The sequence below is a fragment of the Singulisphaera rosea genome (assembly GCF_054877945.1).
Genome location: NZ_JBTYIP020000002.1, coordinates 329767 through 353665 on the forward strand (window position 1 = coordinate 329767; position 23899 = coordinate 353665).

General features: G+C 65.0%; 18 protein-coding genes and 1 tRNA gene. 8 read left to right on the forward strand and 11 right to left on the reverse strand.

The features are described 5' to 3' along the window. Positions 1-11: 11 nt before the first annotated feature. On the reverse strand, positions 12-1061 hold the full coding sequence (locus ACYOEI_RS04400) for a 4Fe-4S dicluster domain-containing protein (RefSeq protein WP_462848102.1): 1050 nt from the start codon (positions 1059-1061) through the stop codon (positions 12-14). Continuing rightward, complete coding sequence (gene fdh, locus ACYOEI_RS04405; protein WP_462848103.1) at positions 1051-4407, reverse strand: formate dehydrogenase; 3357 nt, start codon at positions 4405-4407, stop codon at positions 1051-1053. Before fdh ends, ACYOEI_RS04400 begins: the two co-directional genes overlap by 11 nt. Before the next feature lie 566 nt (positions 4408-4973). Between fdh and ACYOEI_RS04410 the strand changes: the two genes are divergently transcribed. Continuing rightward, positions 4974-5072: transfer RNA gene (locus ACYOEI_RS04410), tRNA-Sec, on the forward strand. 7 nt (positions 5073-5079) lie between these two features. Here ACYOEI_RS04410 and selD read toward each other — a convergent pair. Next, on the reverse strand, positions 5080-6135 hold the full coding sequence (selD, locus tag ACYOEI_RS04415) for a selenide, water dikinase SelD (protein ID WP_462848104.1): 1056 nt from the start codon (positions 6133-6135) through the stop codon (positions 5080-5082). 210 nt (positions 6136-6345) lie between these two features. Between selD and selA the strand changes: the two genes are divergently transcribed. The 4 genes from selA (at position 6346) to ACYOEI_RS04435 (ending at position 11939) form a co-directional block, all read left to right on the forward strand. Continuing rightward, a complete protein-coding gene (gene selA, locus ACYOEI_RS04420; protein ID WP_462848105.1) occupies positions 6346-7761 on the forward strand; it encodes an L-seryl-tRNA(Sec) selenium transferase in 1416 nt (471 codons plus the stop codon). Between the two features lie 542 nt (positions 7762-8303). Further along, positions 8304-9842, forward strand: a complete 1539-nt coding sequence (locus ACYOEI_RS04425) for an ABC transporter permease subunit (protein ID WP_462848106.1) — start codon at positions 8304-8306, stop codon at positions 9840-9842. Next, entirely contained in the window at positions 9839-10585 is a 747-nt protein-coding gene (locus ACYOEI_RS04430) for an amino acid ABC transporter ATP-binding protein (protein WP_462848107.1), read from the forward strand. Before ACYOEI_RS04425 ends, ACYOEI_RS04430 begins: the two co-directional genes overlap by 4 nt. Before the next feature lie 232 nt (positions 10586-10817). After that, positions 10818-11939: a fatty acid desaturase family protein gene (locus ACYOEI_RS04435; protein ID WP_462848108.1), complete on the forward strand. Its 1122-nt coding sequence runs from the start codon at positions 10818-10820 to the stop codon at positions 11937-11939. 18 nt (positions 11940-11957) lie between these two features. On the opposite strand, the gene ACYOEI_RS04440 is transcribed toward ACYOEI_RS04435, so the two are convergent. The 8 genes from ACYOEI_RS04440 to hpnC all read right to left on the reverse strand — a co-directional run bounded on the left by ACYOEI_RS04440 (position 11958) and on the right by hpnC (position 20208). Further along, complete coding sequence (locus ACYOEI_RS04440; protein WP_462848109.1) at positions 11958-13334, reverse strand: PFL family protein; 1377 nt, start codon at positions 13332-13334, stop codon at positions 11958-11960. Then, entirely contained in the window at positions 13321-13920 is a 600-nt protein-coding gene (locus ACYOEI_RS04445) for a glycine cleavage system transcriptional repressor (RefSeq protein ID WP_462848110.1), read from the reverse strand. Before ACYOEI_RS04445 ends, ACYOEI_RS04440 begins: the two co-directional genes overlap by 14 nt. Before the next feature lie 131 nt (positions 13921-14051). Next, entirely contained in the window at positions 14052-14471 is a 420-nt protein-coding gene (locus ACYOEI_RS04450) for a DUF423 domain-containing protein (RefSeq protein ID WP_462848111.1), read from the reverse strand. Between the two features lie 195 nt (positions 14472-14666). Beyond that, positions 14667-16073 carry a bifunctional folylpolyglutamate synthase/dihydrofolate synthase gene (locus tag ACYOEI_RS04455; RefSeq protein WP_462848112.1) on the reverse strand — a complete coding sequence of 469 codons (1407 nt, stop codon included), beginning with the start codon at positions 16071-16073 and terminating at the stop codon, positions 14667-14669. Positions 16074-16082: 9 nt separating this feature from the next. Then, positions 16083-16484, reverse strand: a complete 402-nt coding sequence (locus tag ACYOEI_RS04460) for a response regulator (RefSeq protein ID WP_462848113.1) — start codon at positions 16482-16484, stop codon at positions 16083-16085. 308 nt (positions 16485-16792) lie between these two features. Then, positions 16793-18304: a hydroxysqualene dehydroxylase HpnE gene (gene hpnE, locus ACYOEI_RS04465; RefSeq protein ID WP_462848114.1), complete on the reverse strand. Its 1512-nt coding sequence runs from the start codon at positions 18302-18304 to the stop codon at positions 16793-16795. Continuing rightward, positions 18298-19206: a phytoene/squalene synthase family protein gene (locus ACYOEI_RS04470; RefSeq protein WP_462848115.1), complete on the reverse strand. Its 909-nt coding sequence runs from the start codon at positions 19204-19206 to the stop codon at positions 18298-18300. The genes hpnE and ACYOEI_RS04470 overlap by 7 nt, the downstream gene beginning before the upstream one ends. A 15-nt stretch (positions 19207-19221) precedes the next feature. After that, the gene (hpnC, locus tag ACYOEI_RS04475; RefSeq protein ID WP_462848116.1) at positions 19222-20208 is read right to left on the reverse strand and encodes a squalene synthase HpnC; all 987 of its coding nucleotides are present in this window, start codon (positions 20206-20208) and stop codon (positions 19222-19224) included. A 296-nt stretch (positions 20209-20504) separates the two neighbouring features. Between hpnC and ACYOEI_RS04480 the strand changes: the two genes are divergently transcribed. The 3 genes from ACYOEI_RS04480 to ACYOEI_RS04490 all read left to right on the forward strand — a co-directional run bounded on the left by ACYOEI_RS04480 (position 20505) and on the right by ACYOEI_RS04490 (position 23866). Then, positions 20505-21116 (forward strand): 3-keto-disaccharide hydrolase, encoded by a 612-nt coding sequence (locus ACYOEI_RS04480; RefSeq protein ID WP_462848117.1) that lies wholly within the window; start codon positions 20505-20507, stop codon positions 21114-21116. A gap of 533 nt (positions 21117-21649) precedes the next feature. Then, positions 21650-22912 (forward strand): ornithine cyclodeaminase, nickel-pincer nucleotide-dependent, encoded by a 1263-nt coding sequence (locus ACYOEI_RS04485; protein WP_462848118.1) that lies wholly within the window; start codon positions 21650-21652, stop codon positions 22910-22912. A 99-nt stretch (positions 22913-23011) separates the two neighbouring features. Further along, positions 23012-23866, forward strand: coding sequence for a dimethylarginine dimethylaminohydrolase family protein (locus ACYOEI_RS04490; RefSeq protein ID WP_462848119.1), 855 nt, complete (start codon positions 23012-23014; stop codon positions 23864-23866). Positions 23867-23899 lie beyond the last annotated feature (33 nt).

Consider the following 23899-nt stretch of genomic DNA (forward strand, 5'->3'; position numbering starts at 1 on the left):
CCCCCCCCAAATCACACCTCCCGGAACCATAAAAACATGACGATCACGGCAATCGTCGCCATCGCGCTCGCGAGCGTCCTGCCGTAGTCCCGGAGCATGTGCAGCCAAGGATTGAAGGGAGATTCGGGGAGTCCGTAGATGGCCGGCCGGTCGACGAGCAGGTAGAACGAGTGGAGCGCGGAGTAGGTCTCGGTGGACTCTTCGCCATAGAGGTACGCGTCGGTCACGCCCCTCTCGTGGAGCTCTGCGACCCGGTTCCGCGCCCGCTCGCGAAGCTCGTCGATCGGCCCGAACTGGATCGAGTGCGTCGGGCAGGCCTTGGCACAGGCGGGGACAAGGCCGTCCTTCTGACGATCGTAGCACAAGGTGCACTTATGCGAGTGCCCGTCGAAGTCGCTTCGGGTGATGACCCCGAACGGACAAGATGCGATGCAATACGAGCAGCCGTTGCAGATGTCGCGCTGAATGTAAACGTTGGCAAACTCGTTATAGATGATGGCACCTGTGGGGCACGCGTGCTGGCATGGGGCCGACACGCAATGCTTGCAGACGTCGCTCATCATCAGCCAGCGACCGGCCCCGCCGCCGTTGACGAGCTGGTCGATCGTCAGCTCGTGAACCTCCGAGGCCGAGGCATTGGACCCCGACCCCGAACACGGGCTGGAGGCGAGCCCGTCGAGCAGCCGGTCGAGGGTGAGTTCCTGGAGCGTGCCCGCTGCATCGGCCGGCTGGCGAGCCCTGGGAGGGCCATGGTCGGCGAACTGCTCGATGAACTTGACGTGTCGCCAGGACGTTGCGGATAGCTCTGCCGTGTTGTCGTAGCTGTTGCCGGTCCACTCCAACCCGTCGGCGGCGAGCTGATTCCACTGCTTGCAGGCGACCTCGCACGACTTGCAACCGATGCAGACGGTGGTATCCGTGAAGAAGCCCGTGGATGGTCGCGGTTCGACATGGCCGTAGCGGAAGGGCCAGGTGAGGCGATCGAGGATCGCGCCGAGCGGCCCGACGGTCGGATCGCTTGCCTGCGTCAGGTCCGCAAGCTCGAATTCTCTAGTGCCCATGGGTGAAGATTCCCTCCGGCTGGGCCGACTCGGGCGTGTCGGGAATGGGCTTGCGGTTCGGCCAGGTCACGAAGGACACGGTCGGACGCAACTTGGGCTTACCGCGGCGACTGGGCTCGACGCGGCAGCCGAAGGACTTCCCCTCGTGCATGCTGGTGTTCTGCTCGCAGACCAGCGAGGTCAAGTCGTTGGCATTGCCCCCCACGACCTGCCCGGCGAACCCCCAATGGAATGGGATCCCGACCTGGTGGACCACGCGCCCGTTGATGACGAGCGGGCGCATCCTCCGGGTCACCATCGCTCGGACGTCGATGGAACCGCGTGCGGTGCTGACCGTGACCCAACGACCGTGGACGATCCCCTGCTCGGCCGCCAGCTCGTGGCTCATTTCCACGAACATCTCCGGTTGGAGCTCGTTGAGCCAGGAGTTGAACCGACTCATCGGCCCGCTCAGGTAATGCTCGGTGAGCCGGTAGGTCGTGGCCACGACGGGAAACTCGGTCTCGGGCGTATGGGCCAGTCGATTGTGGGGGCCGGGGAACAGACGCACGCCGGGCGTGCACATGTGCTCGGGATAGAGGATGTTGCTGACCGGCGACTCGATCGGCTCGTAGTGCGTCGGCAGGGGGCCGTCCTTGACGCCGCTGGGCGCGAAGAGCCACGCGACGCCGTCGGGCTTCATGATGAATGGGTTGTCGCCGGCGATCGCGTCCATCCCGACCGCGCCGGGGGCGGGGCGATAATCGGGGGATTTGTTCGACTCGAAGTCCGGCTGGTCGAGACCCGTCCAAACGCCCTTCTCGGCATCCCACCAGATGAGCTTCTTCCGTTCCGACCACGGTCGACCCTCGGGATCGGCCGAGGCGCGGTTGAAGAGCACGCGACGATTACTCGGCCACGCATACCCCCAGTCCGGCTCGAGCGGATTGTCGGATCGCTTGCGATCGCCGGCACGGTTGCGGTCGGGCTCGGGGAAGACGCCGCTGTAGATCCAGATGCCACAGGATGTCGTGCCGTCCCCCTTCAGCTCCGAGTATCCCTTCAGGAGTCGCGGCCTTCCGGTGATCGGGTCGACCTCGTCGAGCTTGTACCCGTTCAGCTCCTTCAGGATCTTCTCGGCGCTCACGTCGTCATCGATCCGGCTGATCGTGCCGTCGGGGAGCGTCGGCCGCTCCTCGAAGTCGTAGTCCCACGTGAGGTTCAGCAGCGGTTGATCCCTGGGATCGGTCGAGCCGGCATAAAGCTGTTTGAGCCGCTTGCCGAGGTGGTAGAGGAACCACGAGTCGGAGCGGCAATCGTCCGGCGGGTCGATCGCCTTGTTGTGCCACTGGAGCAGCCGCTGCGTGTTGACCAGCGTCCCGTCGGTCTCCGGGTTGGCGGCGGCCGGGAGGACGAAGACCTCGGTCTTGATCTCGGACGGCGGGGGCGCCCCCGGATCATTCTTCCAGAAGGTGACGCTCTCCGTTTCGAACCAATCGGCCACGACGAGCCAGTCCAAGTTGCGCAGGCCGGCGCGGTGCAAGCCCGCGTTCAGTCCGCCGCCGCCGGGGTTCTGGCCGAAGAGGAAGTAGCCCGTCAACTCCCCCGTGGACATGCGGTTGAAGGTCGGCAACTGCGAGTGATCGCGCTCGATCCGCGGCAGCCAGTCGTATCGGAAATCGTTCTCCGGCTGGGCAGCCTCCCCATACCATGCCTTGAGCAGGCTGACGAGGTCCGAGCGGATGTCGGACCAGCCGCCGGACTTCATCCCGTCATGCTCGACGTAGGCCTCGAGGGTCTCATGCGCCGAGTCGGCCGCGGGCATGGGCAGGTAGCCCGGCAGGACGTCGTAGAGGGTCCCGATATCGGTCGACCCCTGGATGCTGGAATGACCGCGCATGGCCAGGATCCCGCCACCGGGGCGTCCGATGTTGCCGAGCAGGAGCTGCAAGATCCCCCCGGCTCGGATCATCTGCGCCCCCGCGGCATGCTGGGTCCAGCCCAGGGCGTAGACCAGGACGCTGGTCCGATCCCGGCCCGAGTTGGCGCAGAGGAGTTCGACGACGCGCGTGAACTCCTCCGTGGTACACCCGCAGACCTTGGAGACCATCTCCGGCGTATACCGCGAGAAATGGCGCTTCAGGATCTGGAAGACGCATCGGGGATTCTGCAAGGTCGGGTCGCGTGGCGGAGGTCCGTTCGTCCCGGACGTCAATCGGGAACGCGAAACGTCGTGAGGCCGAGCCCCGCCGTCGATGGCGTAACCGTGGACTCCCTTCCGGTCCTCCGGCGAAATCCCCGAGGTCGAGGAGTCGGCCAAGTCCATCGGGTCGTGGTCATCCGTCCGGACCTGATCGCCGAGGGCACCTTCGTAGCCCCAGTGTCCGGCCACGGGGTCGTAGACGCCCGTCTCCGGGTCGAGCCCGCTGAAAAGCCCCTCGAGATCCTCGGTGTCCTGGAAGCCCTCCTGGATCAGGGTCGCCGCATTGGTGTAGTGGAGTACATAGTCCTTGAACCAACGTTCGTGGGTCAGGACATAATTGATCATCCCGCCCAGGAAAGCGATGTCGCTGCCCGCTCGGATCGGGAGGTACAGGTCGCAGAGGGCCGACGTCCGCGAGAAATGCGGGTCGACGTGGATCAACGTGGCGCCGCGTTCCTTGGCTTTCATGGGCCAGCGGAACCCGACCGGATGGGCCTCCGCCATGTTCGACCCCATGAACAGGACACAGTCGCTGTTGGGGACATCCTGCATGTAATTGGTGGCCGCACCGCGACCGAGCGAGGCACCCAGACCGGGCACCGAGGCGGAGTGTCACGTTCTCGCCTGATTTTCGATCGAGACGATTCCAAGGCCTCCGCAGAGCAATTTCTTGATCAGGTAGTTGTCCTCGACGTTCAGGCTCGCGCCGCCGAGCGACCCCATGTTCCTGACCGAGTTCAGCCTGCGACCTTCCTCATCGTGCCCCGTAAAGTCGGCGTCACGCGCGACCTTCACTCGTTGCGCGATCTGATCGAGCGCCCAGTCGAGCGTCTTCGTCTCCCACTTGTCCGAATAGGGCGCCCGATAGCGCACGGACTTCATACGATGCGGGTTCAGGGCCAGGAGCAGGGCGTTCGAGCCCTTGGGGCAAAGCGTCCCCTCGTTGATCGGGCTGCGCGGATCCCCCTCGATGTCGATGAGCTGGCCGGCCTTGGTGTAGATGAGCTGGCTGCAGCCGACGGCACAGTATGGGCAGAGCCCCTCGGTCACCGTCGCGCCTCGCAGTCGCGAGGACTTGTCCGCCGTCCGGGGGCTGAGCGGCTGGGCCTGCGGCCGCGAGGGCTCCGAGCGCGTATAACCCTGAAGGAACGGCAGCTTGAACATGATTTGCCTCGTTGGAGTGACGAGCCGGGCACGAATCGACCCGCTTCGAACTTCCAAACCGTCTAGATCTCGAGACACCTGCACTTTTCGACGGATTGTCGCCGAGGGACTCCCTCGCCCGGACCTTGCCATGTTCTGTGATCTGCGGCCCCGGTTCAAGGGCGAGTGCGGCCATTCCTCGATCGCGGCAAGAGTCGGTGTCGGCGGCCCGAGAACAACCTGAAAGCATGCGTCAGGGACCTCCACCGCGTGAGAATCCCGCCTTGAGAGAACTAAGCGTCCGGGGTGGACATTGACTGTACCCGAGGGCGATGATCGATCGTGAGCGACTTGTCTCCCTCGAAGAAAGGCGTCTCCAAGGTCATACCGTGATCGTCGGTCGAGAATGGCTCCCGGTCAAGTCATCTGGCGACAACGCCGTTTCCCAATCCGTCGCTGCCTCCGCTCTCGGGTCTTCGACAGGTCAATCCGTCTGCGGTCCCGCGTTAGTCGCTTAGCAGTAAAGCTGACCGAGGCCGGGCGTCGAAGAATTGACGGGTGAAACGAACAGTCTACGATGGAGCAACGGGAGCGCTTGCACGACTGGTGCCGGCCCCGGTCTTCAAAACCGGTGAGCGGTGTGGAAACATGCCGCTGGTGGGTTCGATTCCCATGCGCTCCCGCCATTTTCGATCAAATGAGCACGATCGCGAAGGGATCCTCTCGCGGCACGACGCGGCCGATGACCGCCGCGGCCTTCGCTCCCCTCGACTTCAATTCGGAGACGAGGTGCTCCACTCGGTCGGGGGCGATAGCAATGAGGAGACCACCCGAGGTCTGAGGGTCGAATACGTAGTCGATTCGCGGGGTATCCAAGACCTCGGGGAAGCGGATGCGATCGGCGCGATGGGCCCGGTTGGAGTGATAGGCGCGGGTGAAAAATCGCGGGATCGCCAGCGATTCCGATCCCTCGATGACGGGAAGAGCGGCGAGGTCGATCTCGATCGTGACCCCCGAGCCTTCGGCCATCTCCGTCGCATGCCCGGCGAGCCCGAAACCTGTGACGTCGGTCACCGCATGCGCACCGCCAACCGCGTTATACGCCTCGCGGCCCACGGCGTTGAGCTGAATCATCGAAGCCACCGCGCGATCGAGCAGGTCGGCGGGACATTCGCGCTTCTTATTCGCGGTCGTGATGAAACCGGTGCCAAGCGGTTTGGTCAGGACCAGCACGTCCCCGGGACGGGCGCTCGCGTTCGTGAGCACCGACGACGGCTCGACCAAACCCGTGACGCTCAGCCCGAACTTGACTTCGGTGTCGCGCAGCGAGTGTCCACCGACGGTGACGGCTCCGGCAGCGTTCACCCGGTCTGCGGCGCCTTGGAGGATCTGACCGAGTACCGCCAGGTCCAGTTCCTCGTCGGGGAACGCGACGATGTTCAAGACCGTCAGTGGGCGGCCATTCATCGCGTAAACGTCCGAAAGGGCATTCGCCGCCGCGATCTGGCCGAACTGGAAGGGGTCATCGACCAGGGGTGGGAAGAAGTCGACGGTCTGCACGAGCGCGAGGTCGTCCGAGATCCGGTAAACCCCCGCGTCGTCGCATGTCTCGGTGCCAACCAGGAGGTTGGGATCTCGTGAACGCTCCGGCAACGCGCTGAGGAGCTGCGCGATCCCCTGCGAGGAGAGCTTGCCCGCGCACCCGGCGCAATTCGCAAAGTCGGTGAGCCGTTCTCTTTTTCCAGACATTTGACGATCCTTGGAAACGTAAGTCCCCCATCTCCCACGACCGGTCCTGCACGGCCCAGTATACTCGAAGCGGGCCGAGTCTTCGGCGATTCGATCGAACCGGTCGCGACCCCTCGGAATCCGGGCCGGAAGCGCCTGGCACCGAGAGGACCTCCTCGGACAGGAGCGATCCGACTCCGCGGTCGACCCGATTTTTGGAGTGTCCCCAACGTGACGAATCCTCAACTGCGCCGACTGCCCGCGGTCCATGCCGTCCTGGATCAGCCCATCCTCTCCGAACTGGAGCCATTGAGGGGCCGGGAGGTCCTCGTCGAGGCCGTCCGTGCCGTGATCCAGCACGCGAGGCAAGAGATCGAGCGAGGCGTCGACGTTGCCGTTGAGGCCGAGGTGCTCGCGCGTAACGCGGTGGAACGACTCCGGGGCGAGAGGCCCTCGCTCCGGCGAGTCATCAACGCGACCGGGATCCTCTTGAACACGGGCCTCGGCCGCGCACCTCTGGCCGCCGAAGCCGCCGAGGCCGTCGATCGCGTGGTGAGGGGCTACTGCAACCTGGAGTTCGACCTCGATCAAGGCCGTCGCGGACAGCGATCCGCCGGCGTCGAGGCGCTGCTCTGCCGGGTCACGGGTGCCGAGGCCGCGGCGGTCGTCAATAACAACGCCGGCGGGACGATCCTGGCCTTGCACGCCCTCGCGTCGGGGCGAGAAGTGATCATTTCACGCGGACAGTTGATCGAGATCGGCGGCAGTTTTCGCCTCCCGGAAATCTTCCAGGCCTCGGGAGCTCGGCTCCGCGAGGTCGGCACCACGAACAAGACCCGACTCTCCGATTACGCCGGGGCGATCGGCCCCGACACCTCGGCGCTCCTTCGCGTCCATCCGAGCAACTACCGGATCGTGGGATTCACCGAGGAGGTCCCGATCGCAGACCTGGCCCGACTCGCCCGTGAACATGGGCTCCTGGCGATTGATGACATCGGGTCGGGCGCCTTGGCCCCCGGATTTCCTCCGTCGGTCGAGAGTGAGCCCAACGCGTCGGCAGGACTCGCCGCCGGCGCCGACCTCGTGCTCTTCTCGGGCGACAAACTGCTCGGTGGGCCACAATGCGGCATCCTCGTTGGAAAACGCGAGGCGATTCGGCGAATCCAGTCCGATCCGCTGATGCGGGCACTCCGGGTCGACAAGATGACCCTCGCGGCGCTCGAGGCGACGCTTCTACTCATGCTCGATCCGGCACTGGCTCGCGAGCGGATCCCACTCTGGTCCCTCCTGACGACGCCCATGGTTCGCCTTCGCGAACGCGCGGAGAGGTTGGCGGCCGCGTTGCGGAAGGATTGTGGATTGGACGCCGAGGCGGCCGAGTCGACCGGGTTCCTCGGAGGAGGCAGCACGCCCGACGAGCCGATCCCGACGGCCGTGGTCCGCATCGGCCCCCCCTTTCCCAAGCCATGGACGTCCGAGGACTCTTTCGCCCGCGCACTTCGGATGGGGGACCCGCCCGTGGTCGGACGCATCCAGGACGGTCGTCTCTTGTTCGACCTCAGAACCATGACCGAGGCCGAGGACCAGATCCTTGAAGGTGCGATCCGTGACCGCTTTGGACGAGACTCGGCGGGTCTGGATTCATGAAGCCAAACACCGAACCAAGATAAAATCATCAACTACTTATACTTCGAAATACACCGTCTCGAAAAGAGGGCTGAAATTCGAGGCGGCTCTCACGATGACGAGATGACTCGTTGGAACAACTGCCCCAGAGACCTTCCGTTGAAATCGAGGGCCGGACGAAACGGTGTCAGCGACTCCAAGGCCGGAAATCGCGAATTCTCACGAGGCCGCCACGGAGGTAGACTGGACGACTACTGTTGAATGAGTCATCTCACGTTGCGGACACCCCAAGGATCGGGTTTGTCCACGTCCTCGGTTGGGGAATCTCGAGCGAGCGTGTCGGCGGATCAAGGTCTTTCACCACAACGACTCGGTCGGGTGAATTCCGGATCCGATCGAGCCGATGAACCCGCGAGTCGTGTCGCCCCTCTGGAGGACGTTGAGTTCACGACTCCAAGCCGTACGGGTCATCGACCCGTGGAGAAAGGACCCCCTTGATGGGTAAAGATTCGAAGGACTCCGAGCCTTCATGTGAGCGCCTTTCGAGATCATCCACAAAACGCGTGCCCCACGCCCGACAAGTGTCCGTCGAGTCCCGCGCGGCTCGATGCGGCTTCTACCTGGTCATTTGCCTCTTCATCCTCTCCTCAACAGTGAATGCCGACACGCTCGCGACGATTCGCGAGGCCGGGAAGCTGACCTACGGCAGCGACAAGGAAGGGGGCGGCCCATACGCTTTCCCTGACCCAAAATCTCCTCGAGACGTCATCGGCTTCGAAGTCGAGTTGATGAACGAGATCGCCAAGGACCTCGGGGTGAAGGCCGAGTTTTCCCAGGGGCCTTGGGACCGTCTGCTCAAGGTGCTCGACACAGGGCGGGTCGACTCGGTCGTGAATGGATACGAATGGACCGAGATCCGGGCACGCGACTATCTCGCGACGCGCCCTTACTACGTCTACCAACTCCAGCTCATGGCCCGCAAAGGCGGGTTGATCCGGTCCTTCGACGACCTACGCCGGCCGAAGCCGGGCGGGGGACGTTGGAAGATCGGGGTCCTCGTCTCCTCCGCGGCCGACACATACACTCGGGAATCCGGCGGTGGTTACGTGGAAGTTGTCTCATTCGACGGCGCCACCGACGCGATGACCGCCACGAAGAACGGGCAGATCGACGCGACGCTCCAGGATCTCCCCGCGGCGGCCTTCTATCGCGACCGATTCCCGGAGCTGGCTTTCGCCGGCGCACCCGTCGGACATGGCTATTACGTCATCTTCGTCCGCCGGGACGACCAGGCCCTTCGGGACGCCCTCGACGCCGCGATCAGCCGGCTGGTGGCCTCGAAAACGTTGCGGTCCTTGTACGAGCGTTACGGGATCTGGAACGAGGCCCAGGCGGAGTTGGATTCGTGGACGGGCGAAGCTTTTGAGCTCAAGGGGGCATCGACTCCTCGAGGCTGGGGGATCCTCTGGAAGTATCGGACGCTCCTGCTCGACGCCTCGTTGATGACGATCTTCCTTTCGGTCACGTCGATGCCACTCGCGATGGGCCTCGGCCTCTTCATCGCGCTCGGGCGTCTCTACGGCCCTCGAGTCGTCCGCATCGTCCTGACGGCTTACGTCGAGTTGCTCCGCGGCACCCCCTTGATGCTCCAGCTTTATGTCCTCTTCTATCTGCTCGAGCTGCCGGCGCTGGTGGCCGGGGTCCTCGGGCTGGCGATCAACTATTCGGCCTATGAGGCCGAAATTTATCGGGCCGGGTTGCAGGCGATCCCGACCGGTCAGATGGAAGCGGCCCTGGCGCTCGGCATGTCGCGATCCCTGGCGCTTCGCCGCGTCATCATCCCTCAGGCGGTCCGGATCGTGATCCCCCCCGTTACGAACGACTTCATCGCCCTCTTCAAGGACACATCGGTCTGCTCGGTGATTACGCTCGTCGAGTTGACGAAGCAATATTCGATCCTCGGGAACAGTACGGGGGCCTGGGTCGAGTTCGCGCTGGCGACGGCGTTGCTCTACATGTTGATGAGCATCCCACTCTCGTGGTTCTCCCGATGGTCCGAACGGAGGCTCGACGCCTTCGCGAAGGGGGGGGCGTTGACATGATCGAGGTCGATGGCTTGGGTAAGCGATTCGGCACCCGGGTGATCCTCCGAGGCGTCACCTTGAGTGTGACTCGAGGTGAGGTGGCCGCGATCATCGGGCCGTCGGGGGGAGGGAAGAGCACATTCCTCCGCTGCCTGAACGGGCTCGAGACCTTCCAGGAAGGGGCGGTCACGGTGGACGGCCACCGCATCGAGGCCTCGACACCGACTCCCGAACGGTCCCGCATCCTCGGCCAGGTTCGGCGCGGGGTCGGCATGGTCTTTCAGAGCTTCAATCTGTTCCCGCACCGAACCGTGCTCGAGAACGTGGTCGAGGGCCCAATCTTCGTCCGAGGGGTCGAGCGAAACCAGGCCGAGGAGCGGGCCCGGCAACTCCTCGACCGGGTCGGCCTCGGAGACCGACTGAGCGCGCGGCCTCGCGAGCTCTCCGGGGGGCAGCAACAGCGCGTCGCGATTGCCCGGGCCCTTGCCATGGAGCCCCGCGCCATCCTTTTCGATGAGCCGACGAGCGCCCTTGACCCGAGGATGACGGGCGAGGTCCTGGCCGTCATGACCGACCTCGCGCGTGACGGCCTGACCATGATCGTCGTCACCCACGCCATGCGCTTCGCTCGCCAAGTGGCCCATACCGTCCATGTCTTCGGCGACGGCCGACTCGTCGAGTCAGGGTCGCCCCTGCAAGTCTTCGAAGACCCTCAAGCCGAGGAAACCCGGATACTCCTCGCGGAAGTGCAGGCGGCGTGACGATACTCCTGAAATGACGCGCATTCCGTAGGATGGTCACCGCCCACCGGCCTTTTCTAAGTCCTGGTTGGCGGTGCCCACCCGACCTTCGAATCGCGCGTGGAATGAGTCACCGGGATCCCGAAATCCTTCATCGATGAGGGCGGTCTTCCGCACAAGGAAGCGAGGCCCTTCCGATCGAAGGCGAATTGCGGTCCAGAGCCCCCCTGCCCTCGCGAGGAGGACGAGCGTCATGGAACCGACCTCCGACCTGTCGTGGGATGAAACCCAGCACGCACTCTTTCCGCTGATGAGGACGGATAATCGGACGAATGTCGCGTATATCGTCCGCGAATACGTCGGACTCGCCCTGGTCCTCGGCGGCTGCCTCGCCCTTCATCAAGTGTGGTCATCGGGCCGGATTTCGACGACGGCATTCGTCCCCTTGGCGGTCGTGGGGGTCTCCCTCGTCGCCGTCTTCCAGCATCGTCTCTCCGGGCTGGCCCACGACGCGAGCCACTACACGCTCTTCCGCAATCGCCTCGCGAATGAGCTGGTCTCAGACCTGTTCCTGATGTTTCCACTCGTCGCGATGACCCAGAAATATCGGGCGGCCCACCTCGGCCACCACCAGTTCGTGAACGACCCGGAACGCGACCCGGACTTGATTCGCCTCAATCACCCCGACCCGCAGACGTTCCCGGTCTCGAAGTCCGAGTTCTGGTTTCGTTACGTGGTCCACGGCCTCTGGCCGCCGACGATCCTCCGATACCTGTTCGGCCGTGCCAAGGCTGCGAACCTTGGCTCTGGAGACGCGGGGCGTCCCTTGCGGACGGTTTACACCCACCGAGTTGGGCGAAGCATGCGAGGGGCCTACTGGCTGTCGGTCCTGGCGACCGTGCAGATCACCCACACCTGGCCGATCTTCTGGCTGTTCTGGGTCGTCCCGCTGCTGACCGCGTATCCCTTGCTGATGCAACTGCGGGAGATCGCCCACCACAGCAACGCGCCCGACGACGGCGACCTGACCAACTCGCGGGTCTTCCAGGTCCAGCCGCTCTGGAGTGCCTGTGTTTTCCCGTACGGCCAGGCATTTCACCTGACGCACCACCTCTTCGCGATGGTCCCGCACCACCGGATGACCGAGGCCCACCGGACCCTCTGCCGCCATCGGCCTTACCGCGAACAGGTACAGATTTGTCGGGGCTACTTCTTCCGCACGATCGGGACGTCTGGTCCGTCCGTCCTCGATGTGCTGTCCCGGGGAGCCGGATCGACCGCCCGGCCGGCGTTCCTCAAAGGACCGACGGCCAGGCGAGAGGCCGAGGCGCGTGGCGAGAGCGTCCTCGACGCGACCGGGCGACTCTCGTCCTGACCGGGACTTGGCCTCGGATCAATTCCTGAGGCTCGAGAGCGGCGCGGGGATCCGACCGCCATGCCGGACGAAGGCGGCACTTCCCCCCGCGGCGTGAATCGGGAGGATCTCCATCTCGCCGAAGAGTCCGCCGAAGACCGCGCGTTCGCCCGCGGCCTTGCCGGGGACGGGGATGACGCGGACCGCGGTCGTCTTGTGGTTGATGACGCCGATCGCGACCTCGTCGGCGATCAAGGCCGCCAGGGTCTCGGCGTCGGTGTCGCCGGGGACGGCGATCATGTCGAGCCCGACCGAGCAGACCGAGGTCATCGCCTCGAGCTTGGCCAGGGTCAAGTCCCCCTTCTCCACCGCGTCCGCGAGGGCCGAGTCCTCGCTCACGGCGATGAAGGCCCCGGAGAGCCCGCCGACCGAGGACGAGGCGAAGCTCCCCCCCTTCTTCACGGCGTCGTTCAGGAGCGCGAGCGCCGCGGTCGACCCTGGCGCACCGATCCGGACGACACCCATCGCCTGGAGGATCTCCCCAACGCTGTCGCCGACCTGGGGCGTGGGGGCGAGCGAGAGGTCGACGATGCCGAAGGCCACTCCGAGGCGGGCCGCGACTTCGCGCCCGATCAACTCGCCCACACGGGTGACCCGGAAGGCGGTGCTCTTGATCACCTCGGCGATCTCGCCGAGAGTCGGGTTGAGCGTCGCGTGCGTGACGAGGTCTTCGAGGGCCGCCTTGACGACCCCCGGACCGCTCACGCCGATGTTGATCACGCAGTCGGGCTCGCCCGGCCCGTGGAAGGCTCCGGCCATGAACGGGTTGTCGCTCGGGGCGTTCGCGAAGATCACGAGCTTGGCGCAGCCGAACCCGTCGTGCTCACGTGTCCTCTCGGCGGTCTCGACGAGGACCTCCCCAAGGGCAAGGATCGCGTCCATATTGATCCCGGCCGCCGTCGTCCCGACGTTGACGGAGGCACAGACCCGTCGAGTGGTCGAGAGGACTTCGGGCAGGGTGGCGATGAGCCTGCGGTCTCCGTCGGTCCAACCTTTCTGGACCAGCGCGGTGAAGCCGCCGACGAGGTCGACTCCGACTTCCGCGGCAACTTCGTCGAGGGTCTTGGCGACCGCGATATAGCCTTCCTTCGTGTGGCCGGCGGCGAGCGACGCGATCGGGCTGACGGCGATCCGGCGATTGACGATCGGGATGCCGTACCGCCCCTCCACCTCGCGACAAACGGCCGCCAAGCGGCCGGCATACGTCAGGAGTCGCTCGCGGATCCGGGCGCAGAGCATGGCCAGGTCGGGTGCCGCGCAAGGTTGGAGGTCGATGCCCATGGTCACCGTCCGCACGTCGAGCTTGTGCTGGCGGATCATACCGAGGGTCGCGAGGACATCTTCAGTGCGGTGCAACGGCGTCTCCTTGGGGACGGGACGCCGGCCCCACGCGCACCGGGCTGGGCTCGGTGGTCGCTAGGAAGATGTTCTCATGCTGGACATACGCTTCCAGCCCATGGTCGCGGCCGAACCGTTCGAGCTCGGCTCGAATCGTGTTCGGTCCAAGGTCGGGGGGCAGGAACGCCTCCATGACCAGCGAAAACTTCGTGCCGTCGGCCCTCGCGTGGAGGTCGACGACATTCACGCCGTGGGCCGCGAGGCAACCGGTGATCCCGTGGATCTTGCCGGGGCTGTCCGCACCCAGGACCGTGAGGATGAACCGTTCGCCGTTGGAGAGGACGGGTTCCGAGCCCGACTCCTTGGCCTCGATCACGGCGACGGTCATTTCGAAACGACGGCCTCGTTCGGTGATCGACGAGGCGAGCTGTCGGGGGTCGCGGGGATCGGGGAACTCGACCGCCAGGATGATCGTGAAGAAGCCACGCATGACCGTCTGGCTGAGCTCGAGAATGTTCCCCCCCTCGTCGCGCAGCGTGCCGGCGACCGAGAAGACGATCCCGACGCGGTCCGCGGCCGTCACCGTCACAATATATTGAGGCATATCCTTCCCAATCTCGGGGAGTTCTCGGGGCGTCGCACGTTCGCGGTCCTCCGGGCCACTCCGATCTGGCCTGCCGTCGTTCGGCCGGGCTGCGGGCAAAGCTCCCGGCCTTCCAAGCTATCCGGACGCCCTCAGAATTTGGAGACATTCCTGGCGGCGAATGCCAGCGCCAGCCAACCGATCAAGAAGCCGACACCGCCGAACGGCGTGATCGCTCCCAGCCATTTTTGACCGGTGAGGACCAGGACGTAAAGGCTCCCCGAGAACAGGGCCGTACCCACCAGGAAGGACCAACCCGCGACGTCGGACGCGCCGGTGCGGTTCGAGGCCGCGAGGATGCCGACCGCGACGATGGCCAGGGCATGATACATCTGGTATCGCGCGGCCGTGTCGAAGTTCTCGAGCGTGCGCTGCTTATCCATCCGGACGGCGAACGAGTCGGCCTCGGCGACCTTGAACCGTTCGCGCAAGCCGTGCGCCCCGAAGGCCCCGAGCGCCACCGCGAGGAACCCGGAAATCGCACCGATCTTGACCCAAAGATGCCCGTTCATCGCGTCGTGTCCCGTCCTTCCCGACCCGATCCCGGGGCGAGTAACGCCCCAATGATCGAAATATCAACACTAGAATTACTGTGGCCGACCTTGTAGGCGTTGCCCCTGGTCCGTTCGCCCATACCGAGACTTCCGAAGGCTCTCGACATGGTCCGGAGGAGGGAATTCGTCGCCTTGCTGTCCGACGTTTCGACGTCAGAGGCCGGCCTTGCAGACCGCCGGTGCGTTCTCCTGAGCGAGGACGTACGCCCGGGTTTCCGCGGCCAGGAACATCGAGCCGGTCACGCAGATCAGGCCGACGCTCGGGGTGATACGGCGGGCGACGGCGAGCGCCTCGGCGGGGCCGGAGGCGACTGCAGGCGAGCGACCGTCGATCTCCTGAATCGCGTCCACGATCTCCTCCGGGGGGACCGCCCGGGGGTTCTCGAGGTAGCGGGTCACCACGATCCGGTCGAACACGGGCAACAGTGCCCGGAGTTGGCCCCTCAAATCCTTGTCCTTGGTCGTGCCGAAGACAAGGGTCCGCGAGGTCCGGGGGAGGCACGTCTGCAAGGTGGAGGCGAGGGCCTCGGCCGAAGCCACGTTGTGGGCTCCGTCGATGACGAGCCAGGGGGACCGCCCCAGGACCTCGACGCGGGCAGGCCACGACAAGTCGCGGAACCCTCCGAGGACGCCCTCCCTGCTCAAGGTCCAGCCTTCCTCGCCGAGGACGTCGAGCGTCGCGAGTGCGATCGCGGTATTCCTCGCTTGGTGCGGCCCGAGTAGCGGGACCTCGATCGTCCCCCAATCGCCCCGCCAGGTCGTGACCGCGACTCGCCCGCCCGAAGGGGCGGCGAGTGGTTGCTCCGGAGGCTCATAACGGGTCTGAAAGTCCGAGTCGATCTCCCTGAGGCAGGACCGACGCTCCCGAGCGACGTTCCGGATGACCTCCCGGGCCTCCGGATCGACGACCCCGCTCACGGACGGTCGCCCGCGTTTGATGATCCCCGCCTTCTCGAAGGCGATCGCACCGAGCGTGTTGCCAAGCTGCTTGGTATGGTCAAACGAGATCGAGGTGAGCACCGAAACGACCGGGTGGACGACGTTCGTCGAGTCGAGCCGACCTCCCAGGCCTACCTCGAGGACGACCGCCCCGGTGTTTTGTCGGGCGAAGTGGAGCAGCCCCATCGCCGTCGTGATTTCGAAGAAGGTCGGCCCTCGATAGCGTTCGTCCGCGAAGCTCGCGTCGAGCTCTTCCACCGCCGGACGTACGGCGTCGGTCAGCGAGATGAGCTCTTCGGGCGAGGCACAACGACCGTCGATGCTGAAGCGTTCCTCGAGCCGGTGGAGGTGGGGCGAGCAGAACAATCCCGTCCGATGGCCGGATGCGGAGAGGGCCGCCGCGAGCATCGCGGACGTCGACCCCTTCCCTTTCGTGCCGGCCACGTGGATGACGCGGAGCGACTCGTGGGGGTCGCCGAGGAGCCGCAGGAGTTTCCGCATGCGGCCCAGCCTGAGCTCCGAAGGGAGCTTGGGCATCCCGAGCCACTCGTAATTGAGCCGGCCGTAGAGGTAGTCGAGGCGTTCGTGATAAGCGTCGGGCATGTCGGGCCGGCGGGTCACGCCACTTCCTTATGAGGCCAGGTCGGGGGCGAATTCCGCCTCGCTCGACGCCACCAACCGGCCGACCCGAGCCTGGAGCTCGGTCAGGGAGAGCCCCTTGAGCCAGTAGTCGGCGACCCCGATCGAGAAGCTCTCCAGCCGGGTGTCGGAATCGTTGAGGGCCGAGAGCATGACAACCTTCAGATTCGTGGAGCGAGGGTCGTGGCGGAGGCGTTCGAGGACCTCGAATCCGTTCAAGTTGGGCATCCAGACGTCGAGGATGAGGATTGTCGGCCGCTTCGATCCGACCAGGGCGACCGCCTCGATCCCGTCCGCCGCCTCCCAAACCTCATAGCCCGCGGAGCGAAGGGACGTACTGTAGACGGCCCGGAGGTCGGGGTCGTCGTCGGCCAGGACGATGCTCGTTGCCATCCTGTCTCCTTTCCCAACTTGGTCGCTCGCGCCTCCAAATCCGGGGAAGTCCCGAGATCCGCTTGGGAAGGGCTCATAGCTTACCCGCAACCTCCCCCCCACGCCACGCCAGTCGATCCGTTGAAACCTCGAGGCGAACAAGACCCTCGGCTCGATGCCGCGCCAGGGACGACACGGAGTCTTCCCCTACAATCTTAGGGATAAGGGGATGAAGGGTCCGGGTTTTCCGAACGATTTGTCGACGAGTCACCTCCTCCCTCCGAGCGTCGACGCTCGAGGGTTAATAATCGCCCGTCCCGGCGCAGGATTCATCCGCCGGGGATCCCCGCCACACCTCCCCGAGGTCGCGAGGTGCCTTGTCCCGATGGCTTCGGCTTCTCGACGACGTCCGGGATCAGCCAGCTCGCCAGGGCGGAAGCGGGCAGGTCGGGTTGGACGAGCGGCAACGGCCGCCCGAGATCTTCGAGGATGCCTTCCGAGGTTCGATAACCGCTCCGGACGGCGCCTTCCATCGTCGCGGGCCAGCCGGTATCGGTCCAGTCGCCGGCGAGGAAGAGACCCTCGACGGGTGTGCGCTGGGGAGGGCGAATCGCCTCGACGCCCGGGCGGACGGCGAAGGTCGCCCCATGCTCGGTAACGACTCGCCAGCGAACCAATGTCGCCTCGTGTACTGCAGGCCAGATCTCGGCCAACTCCTTCAGAGCCAGGTCACGGATCGCGAGCTTGTCGAGCGGCAGCAGGTCGTACGCGGCGCTGATCACGAGTTGAAGGTACTCGCCACCGTCCTGGGTCGCGGTCCTCCCCTGGATCGCCGTGTGGTTGAACACCCACTGGATTGTCCGGTCGACGAGGGCCACATGATCGAACGGGCAGACCGGGCGGTCGAACCAGAAGTGGATCCCGGTGATCGGCGAGGCACGAAACTCGTCGACTCGAGCGAGTCCGGGGATTCGTTCGAGCATGGTTGTCGGCAACATGGCCGACACTCGGTCGAACGGGACGGCCAGGACCACGAAGTCCGCGGGGATCGTCTCTCCGTTGCGGAGCTTCACGCCGGAGAGGTTTCCCTCTCCATCGACCTCGACCGCACGGACCCCCGTGGTCAAGCGTACGTCGACGTCGTTGTCCCGCAGCCATTGCTCGAGACGAGTCCCGTAGAGCTCGCCGAGCGGGACTAGCGGGATTTCCATCCGATAGCCGTCGCGGTTGCGGAGGAAACCGTCGAGGAAGACCTTCCGGGCATGCCCCACATCCATCTGGTCGAGTCGCTCGTTCAGGGCCGAGACCAGCACGGTCGACCAGTAGAGGCTCATCGTCCGCTCCGTTTGGCCGTGGCGCCGGAGCCAATCGGCGAACGACTCTCCGGGCCTGTCCCCTCGGGACGAGCGGAGCCGGGCCAGGCCGTAGGCCACCCGGAACTTGTCCGCCCAGTTGAGATAGCGGGCACGGAGGAAGCTGAAGGACAGATGCAGCGGGGCCGGCAAGAAGCCCGCTCGAAGCCTGGAGACGTCGCCGCCCGTGCCCAGGAAGACGATGGTCGGCTCGCGACGGAACAGGTGGCCTGCGCCAACCCGGAAGCAGAAATCCGCCAGGTTCGTACAGCAAGACATGCTGACGTGTTGGCAATTATCGACCGGCTCGTTCGTGACCGGATCGGTGAACGAGCTGGCGCGGCCACCGAGCCGGGGACGGCTCTCGATCAGGCTGATCTTGAGCCCGCGCCCGACGAGCGTCGACGCCGCGGCGAGTCCGGCGAGACCTCCCCCGACGATGACCACGTGCGGGGGAGGGGGAGGCGGTCTCCTCGAGTCTGTCAGCAACGGGGGGACTCCGTCCGGCTCGGTTCCGACTCGAGTCGAGAGAATCGCGAGGGCAACGCCCCGACGGCGATCATCGCCTTACGCCAGGGGGGGAGCGACACCCTCCCGGCGAGGACGTCGTAGTCCCGTCGGATAATCTCGTCGAGCAAGGCGTGGTAAATCCCGGCGATCGTCCCGAGGACCGGCCGGCCCACGGGGTCGACCAGCCTGGCGAGCGGCCGGGCCTTCTCGTAATACTCCGAGGCACGCCTGGCCTGGAACTCGAAGAGGGCACGGAGCCGGTCGTTCGGCGTCTGGAGCTTGAGGTCGGCGACGGCGACCCCGAAGCGGTCGAGGTCCTCGACGGGGAGATAAACCCGGCCTCCGACCGCGTCTTCCCGGACGTCGCGGAGGATGTTGGTGAGTTGGAGCGCGATCCCGCACCACTCGGCCAGTTCCTCGGCCCTCCCGCCATCGGACCGAAATCCCCAGATGTGGAGGCAGCTCAGCCCGACCGCCGAGGCCACGCGGTAGCAATACCTGTAAAGGTCGTCGAACGTGGCGAAGGTATGGGGCTCGACGTCCATCGCCACGCCGTCGATCACATCTTCCAGATATTGTCGAGGGATCCGATGACGATCCACCGTGTCCGCCAAGGCGATCAGGCCGGGCCACGTCGGCGTGCCGGACCTCGACAGGGCCGCGTCGAGGCTCGCACGCCAGTCGTCGAGAGATTTGCGCTTCGCGCCGGATTCCCCGGGCTCATCGGCCAGGTCATCCGTGTGCCTGAGAAACGCATACAACGCGCACATCGATCGGCGAAGCGCGGGGGGTAAGAGGAGGAAGCTGTAATAGAAATTCCTCGCCTCGCGGCGTGCGACCCCGCCGCAGAATCGATAGCTCTCTCGCAATGCGTCGTCCACGATCGCCGCCTCCCGCTAGGCCTGTCGACGCCGAGTTTGGCCCTCGGCGACGTCATTGGCGACGACGGTCGAAGGGATGATCTTAGAGACACCCGGTCGTCGGGCCATCGCCAGCCCAACCAACGCGCGGGCGAGGAGCCCGAACTTCGCGACCTTGCCCAGCCGAGGTCGCTCGCGAAGCACGTTGTACCGGCACGCCTCGATCCGGCCGAGGATCGCCAGGCCTCCTCGCGAGAACAGGTCCACATCCACGGCGAGCGCCCGGGGCATCCGGGGGAGGAGCGCCTGCCCTGCTTCGAGGAGGGTTCGGGCACGACCAACCTCAAACTCGAGCAACGAGGCGAAGGCCGGGGTGAATCGCAAGGCGTGGAGGTCGGCGTCCGGATACCCGAACCGTTCGCGATCCTCGCGAGGCAGGTAGATCCGCCCGATCGCGAGGTCCCGCGCCACGTCTTGCCAGAAGTTCGCGAGTTGGAGCCCCGTGCAGGTCGCGTCCGAGAGGGCGGCATTCTCGGGGTTGAAGGACCGGGCGAGGTAGAGCACGAGGTGCCCGACGGGGTTGGCCGATCGAGTGCAGTAGTCGAGCAATTGCTCATACGAGGCATAATCGGTCACCGACTGGTCCTGCTCGAAGGCGGAGATCAGGGCTTCGAACGGCGCAATCGGGATCGCGAACTCCTCGACCGTCTCGCGGAGCGTGAGCATCACCGGATGCCGCGCCTCCCCCTCGTACATCGAGCGGAGCTCTCCACGCCACCAGGCGAGCAGCGCGCGGGAACGTTCCGGATCACCGACCTCGTCCCCGAGGTCATCGGACCATCGGCAGAAGGCATAAATGCTCTGAAATGCCGGGCGGAGCGGGCGAGGGGTGAGCCAGGTGACGACGCTGAAGTTCTCGTAATGCGAGGCAGTGAGCCGGGCGCAATACTCTTGAGCCTCGAGGAGGGTCGTCGCGTACGAAGCATCGGGACCGTAACGGCGGAGCTCGTCCGTGAACGACATTGCCGAAGGACCTGGCGGATCAAGGGTCGGTCGTAAGCACGCCCACGAATGCCCGGTGATTTTAGCCCGACACGCCTCAGCTTGCCAGCCGGATTGGACGGGGCGATGTCCCTTGCGGCTTGCGGAAATCCAGGAGCGGCAATCTGTAACGATTACGGCGACGGCGATCTCGATTCTCCCGCGATGGTTGACCAGCCCCCACATTGCCGTCAAAATCGTCGGTCCATCGAGGCGGAACCTCCGCGGGATCCGGCCTCTCGAAATGACCCCGTGACCTACCTTCCTGGAGAATCGCGATGATCCGCAACGGGCTCCGCCTGGCCGTCTGCCTGACGCTCGCCGCCAGTTTGTCCCACGCCGATGAGGAAAAGTTCGAAACGCTCTTCAACGGCAAGGACCTCTCCGGCTGGGCCACGCCCGAGGACCCGTCTTTGTTCACCGTCGTAAACGGTGAGATCGTCGGCAAGACCAAGGGCGACCTCAAGAAGAACGAATTCCTCGCGACCAAGGTGCCGTACACCAACTTCGTCCTGAAGGCGAAAGTCAAGCTGATCAACGGCAACTCCGGGATCCAGTTCCGCAGCAAGCGCGAGGACAACGGCATCGTCGCCGGCCCCCAGGCCGACGCGGCCGACGGGTACTGGGGCCTGCTTTACGAAGAACGCCGCCGAGGGATCCTCGAACGCTACGACGAAAAGAAAGCCAACGAGCTCGTCAAGAAGAATGATTGGAATCAGTTCGTGATCGTCGCCAAGGGGAAGCACGTGGTCATCGAGCTCAACGGGACCCGGATCATCGACCGGACCGACGAGAAATTCGACCCGACCGGGATCATCGCCTTCCAGGTCCACCAGGGCCCGCCGATGGAAGTCCGATTCAAGGACGTCGAGATCAAGACGTTTCCCTGACCCTCGTCCGAGCGATCGGTCGTCCGCGGAATTCCGGTGAGTTATCCCCAGAGCCCGTCGTTTCGCGAGAGACGACGGGCTCTCGACGTCCCTACCCTGGAGAGTTCGACCGCATCGTGTTGGGAAGCGGGTGATTCATAGGCGGCTTAGCACCCCGTCAAGCCTTTGTCAGAAACCAATCCTCCCCCCCGGTATGCGGGGCACTCTTGCCCCGCTCTGAGTGCGCAAACCAAGCCGAACGCCTCGACGCAAGAGTTCCCCACCCACCAGGGGACCGTCCCCATGCGAACGAACACGTCCATGCGACCCCGGGCTCTGACTAGGATCCCCTGAAAAGTGGTTACGGATTTCCGCGAAGTCTCTCGAAATGGACTGTCGTATCGCCGCTCGGATGGCCGAGGATACCGATCAAGGGAATTACGTTTCTGGACCTTTGCCAACCTTTGTTATTTGGCCGGGCGCTTGTAGAATTCCGGAAGGTAGGGCCGTACAGGAGGAGACGGAAGGGTCAACCGAGAAAGGATTCACCCGCGATGACGGAAGCCCAACGCCGAACAGCGTCGGCCGAGAAGGCCCCCCTCGACGTCGTCGAGGAGGTCGAGGTCCGCGGACACATCATCGACTCGTTGCTCCTCCCGAAGATCCTGGATCGGATCCTCCAGATGGAGGGGACGTTCGAGATCCGGGAATGCCGGATCGGTGCCCGGCGGATCGACCCGAGTTACGCGCGAATCGCGATCCGGGCAACGACCCGGGAGAAGCTCGACGAGATCCTCGGCGATCTGGTCGAACACGGCGCCTCGGCCGTCGATCCCGAGGACGCTCGCGTCGTCCCCGCCGACATCGTCGGGGCCTTCCCCCAGGACTTCTACAGCACGACCAATCAACGGACCCAGGTCCGGCTCGGCGGTGAGTGGATCAACGTCGACGACCAGGAGATGGACTGCGGCATCGCCGTCGACGTCGGCGAAAAATCGGCGCGTTGCGTGGCGATGACCGACGTGACGGAAGGGCTGCCGATGGTCGTCGGGCACGAAGGCGTGCGCGTCGTGCCGACGGAGCGACCTCGCGACTCGAATCTGTTCGGCTTCATGAACTCGAACGTGTCGAGCGAGAAGCCCAAGGCGATCAGCCTCCAGGGAGTCGCCGACTCGATCCGAGCGACTCGTGCGGAGGGAAAGAAAGTCCTACTCGTCGGCGGCCCGGCGATCGTCCACACGGGCTCGGCGAGTCATGTTGCCGAGTTGGTCCGGGACGGGTGGGTCCAGACGCTCTTCGCCGGGAACGCCCTCGCGACCCATGACATCGAACAGGCTCTCTACGGGACGAGCCTCGGCGTGTCTTTGACTCACGGCGAGGCGCTGGAACACGGCCACGAGCACCACCTTCGCGCCATCAACACGATTCGGCGACTGGGTGGCATCAACAAAGCGGTCGCGGATGGCGTATTAACTTCGGGGATCATGTACGAGTGCGTCCGGGCGAATGTGGACGTCGTGCTCGCGGGCTCGATCCGAGACGACGGCCCGCTCCCCGAAGTCGTCACCGACACGCTCCTGGCCCAGGCCAGGATGCGAAAGGCCATTCAGGGGGTGGGATTCGCGCTCCTGATCGCGACGGCCCTCCACTCGATCGCCACTGGAAACCTCTTGCCGGCCTGGGTCAAAGTCGTCTGCGTCGACATCAATCCGGCCACGGTCACCAAGCTCAGCGACCGGGGCACGTTCCAGACGATCGGCCTCGTCACCGACGTCGAGCCCTTCTTGCGGAGCCTCGCCGCCGAATTGAGGACATGATTTCCGTCACGTCTCGAGAGTCCTTCCACGCCGGACGTCGCCAACCCCGACGCCGTCCCGGCGCACAGTCTCCGTCCGTACCCAAAGGGAGGCCAGGCCATGTCTCACTCCCCTCGGATCTTGATGTGTCCCCCGGATCACTACGGGATCGAATACGAAATCAACCCCTGGATGGATCGTCGGGTCGGCAGCGATCCCGCCGAGTCCTCACGACAGTGGTCGGCTCTCCGAGAGTCGATCATCGACCTCGGTGCTGTCGTCGAGTTGCTCAGGCCGATTCGAGGTCTGCCCGACCTCGTCTTTACCGCGAACGCGGGGCTGGTCTACGGCCGACGCTTCATCAGCTCCCGGTTTCGCCATGGCGTCCGGCAGGGCGAGTCTCCCTACTTCGATGACTGGGCCACGCGTCACGACTTCGAGGTGATCCACCTCCCCGACCGCCACAACTTCGAGGGCGCCGGCGACGCCCTGTTCTGCGGCCAGACGCTTTACGCCGGATACCGGTTCCGCAGCGACGCGAAGAGTCACCATTGGATCGGGGCATTTCTCGACGTCGAGGTCCTGCCCATCGAGTTGGTCGATCCCCGTTTTTATCACCTCGACACGTGCTTCTGCCCTCTATCGGAAGACTCGGCGATCTACTACCCTGGCGCCTTCGACGATTACGGACGCTCGGTCCTCGAGGGTCGAATCCCCCACTTGATCGCAGTCTCCGCCGACGAGGCAACCTCGTTCAGTTGCAATGCGGTCGTGATCGATCGGACCGTGATCCTGAACGACGGCTGTCCTAAACTGGCGCGGGCGTTGCAAGAATGGGGTTTCGCCGTCAGGCCGCTACGTCTGACCGAATTCATCAAGGCCGGGGGAAGCGCCAAATGCCTCACACTCCGGCTCGACGGTGAGGAAGCCGCAGCCTGGAAGAGTGCGGCAGAGGTCGTCGCCGTCGGTCCCTAATGGGAACCATAGCGGCCGATGCCCCCGGCGGAG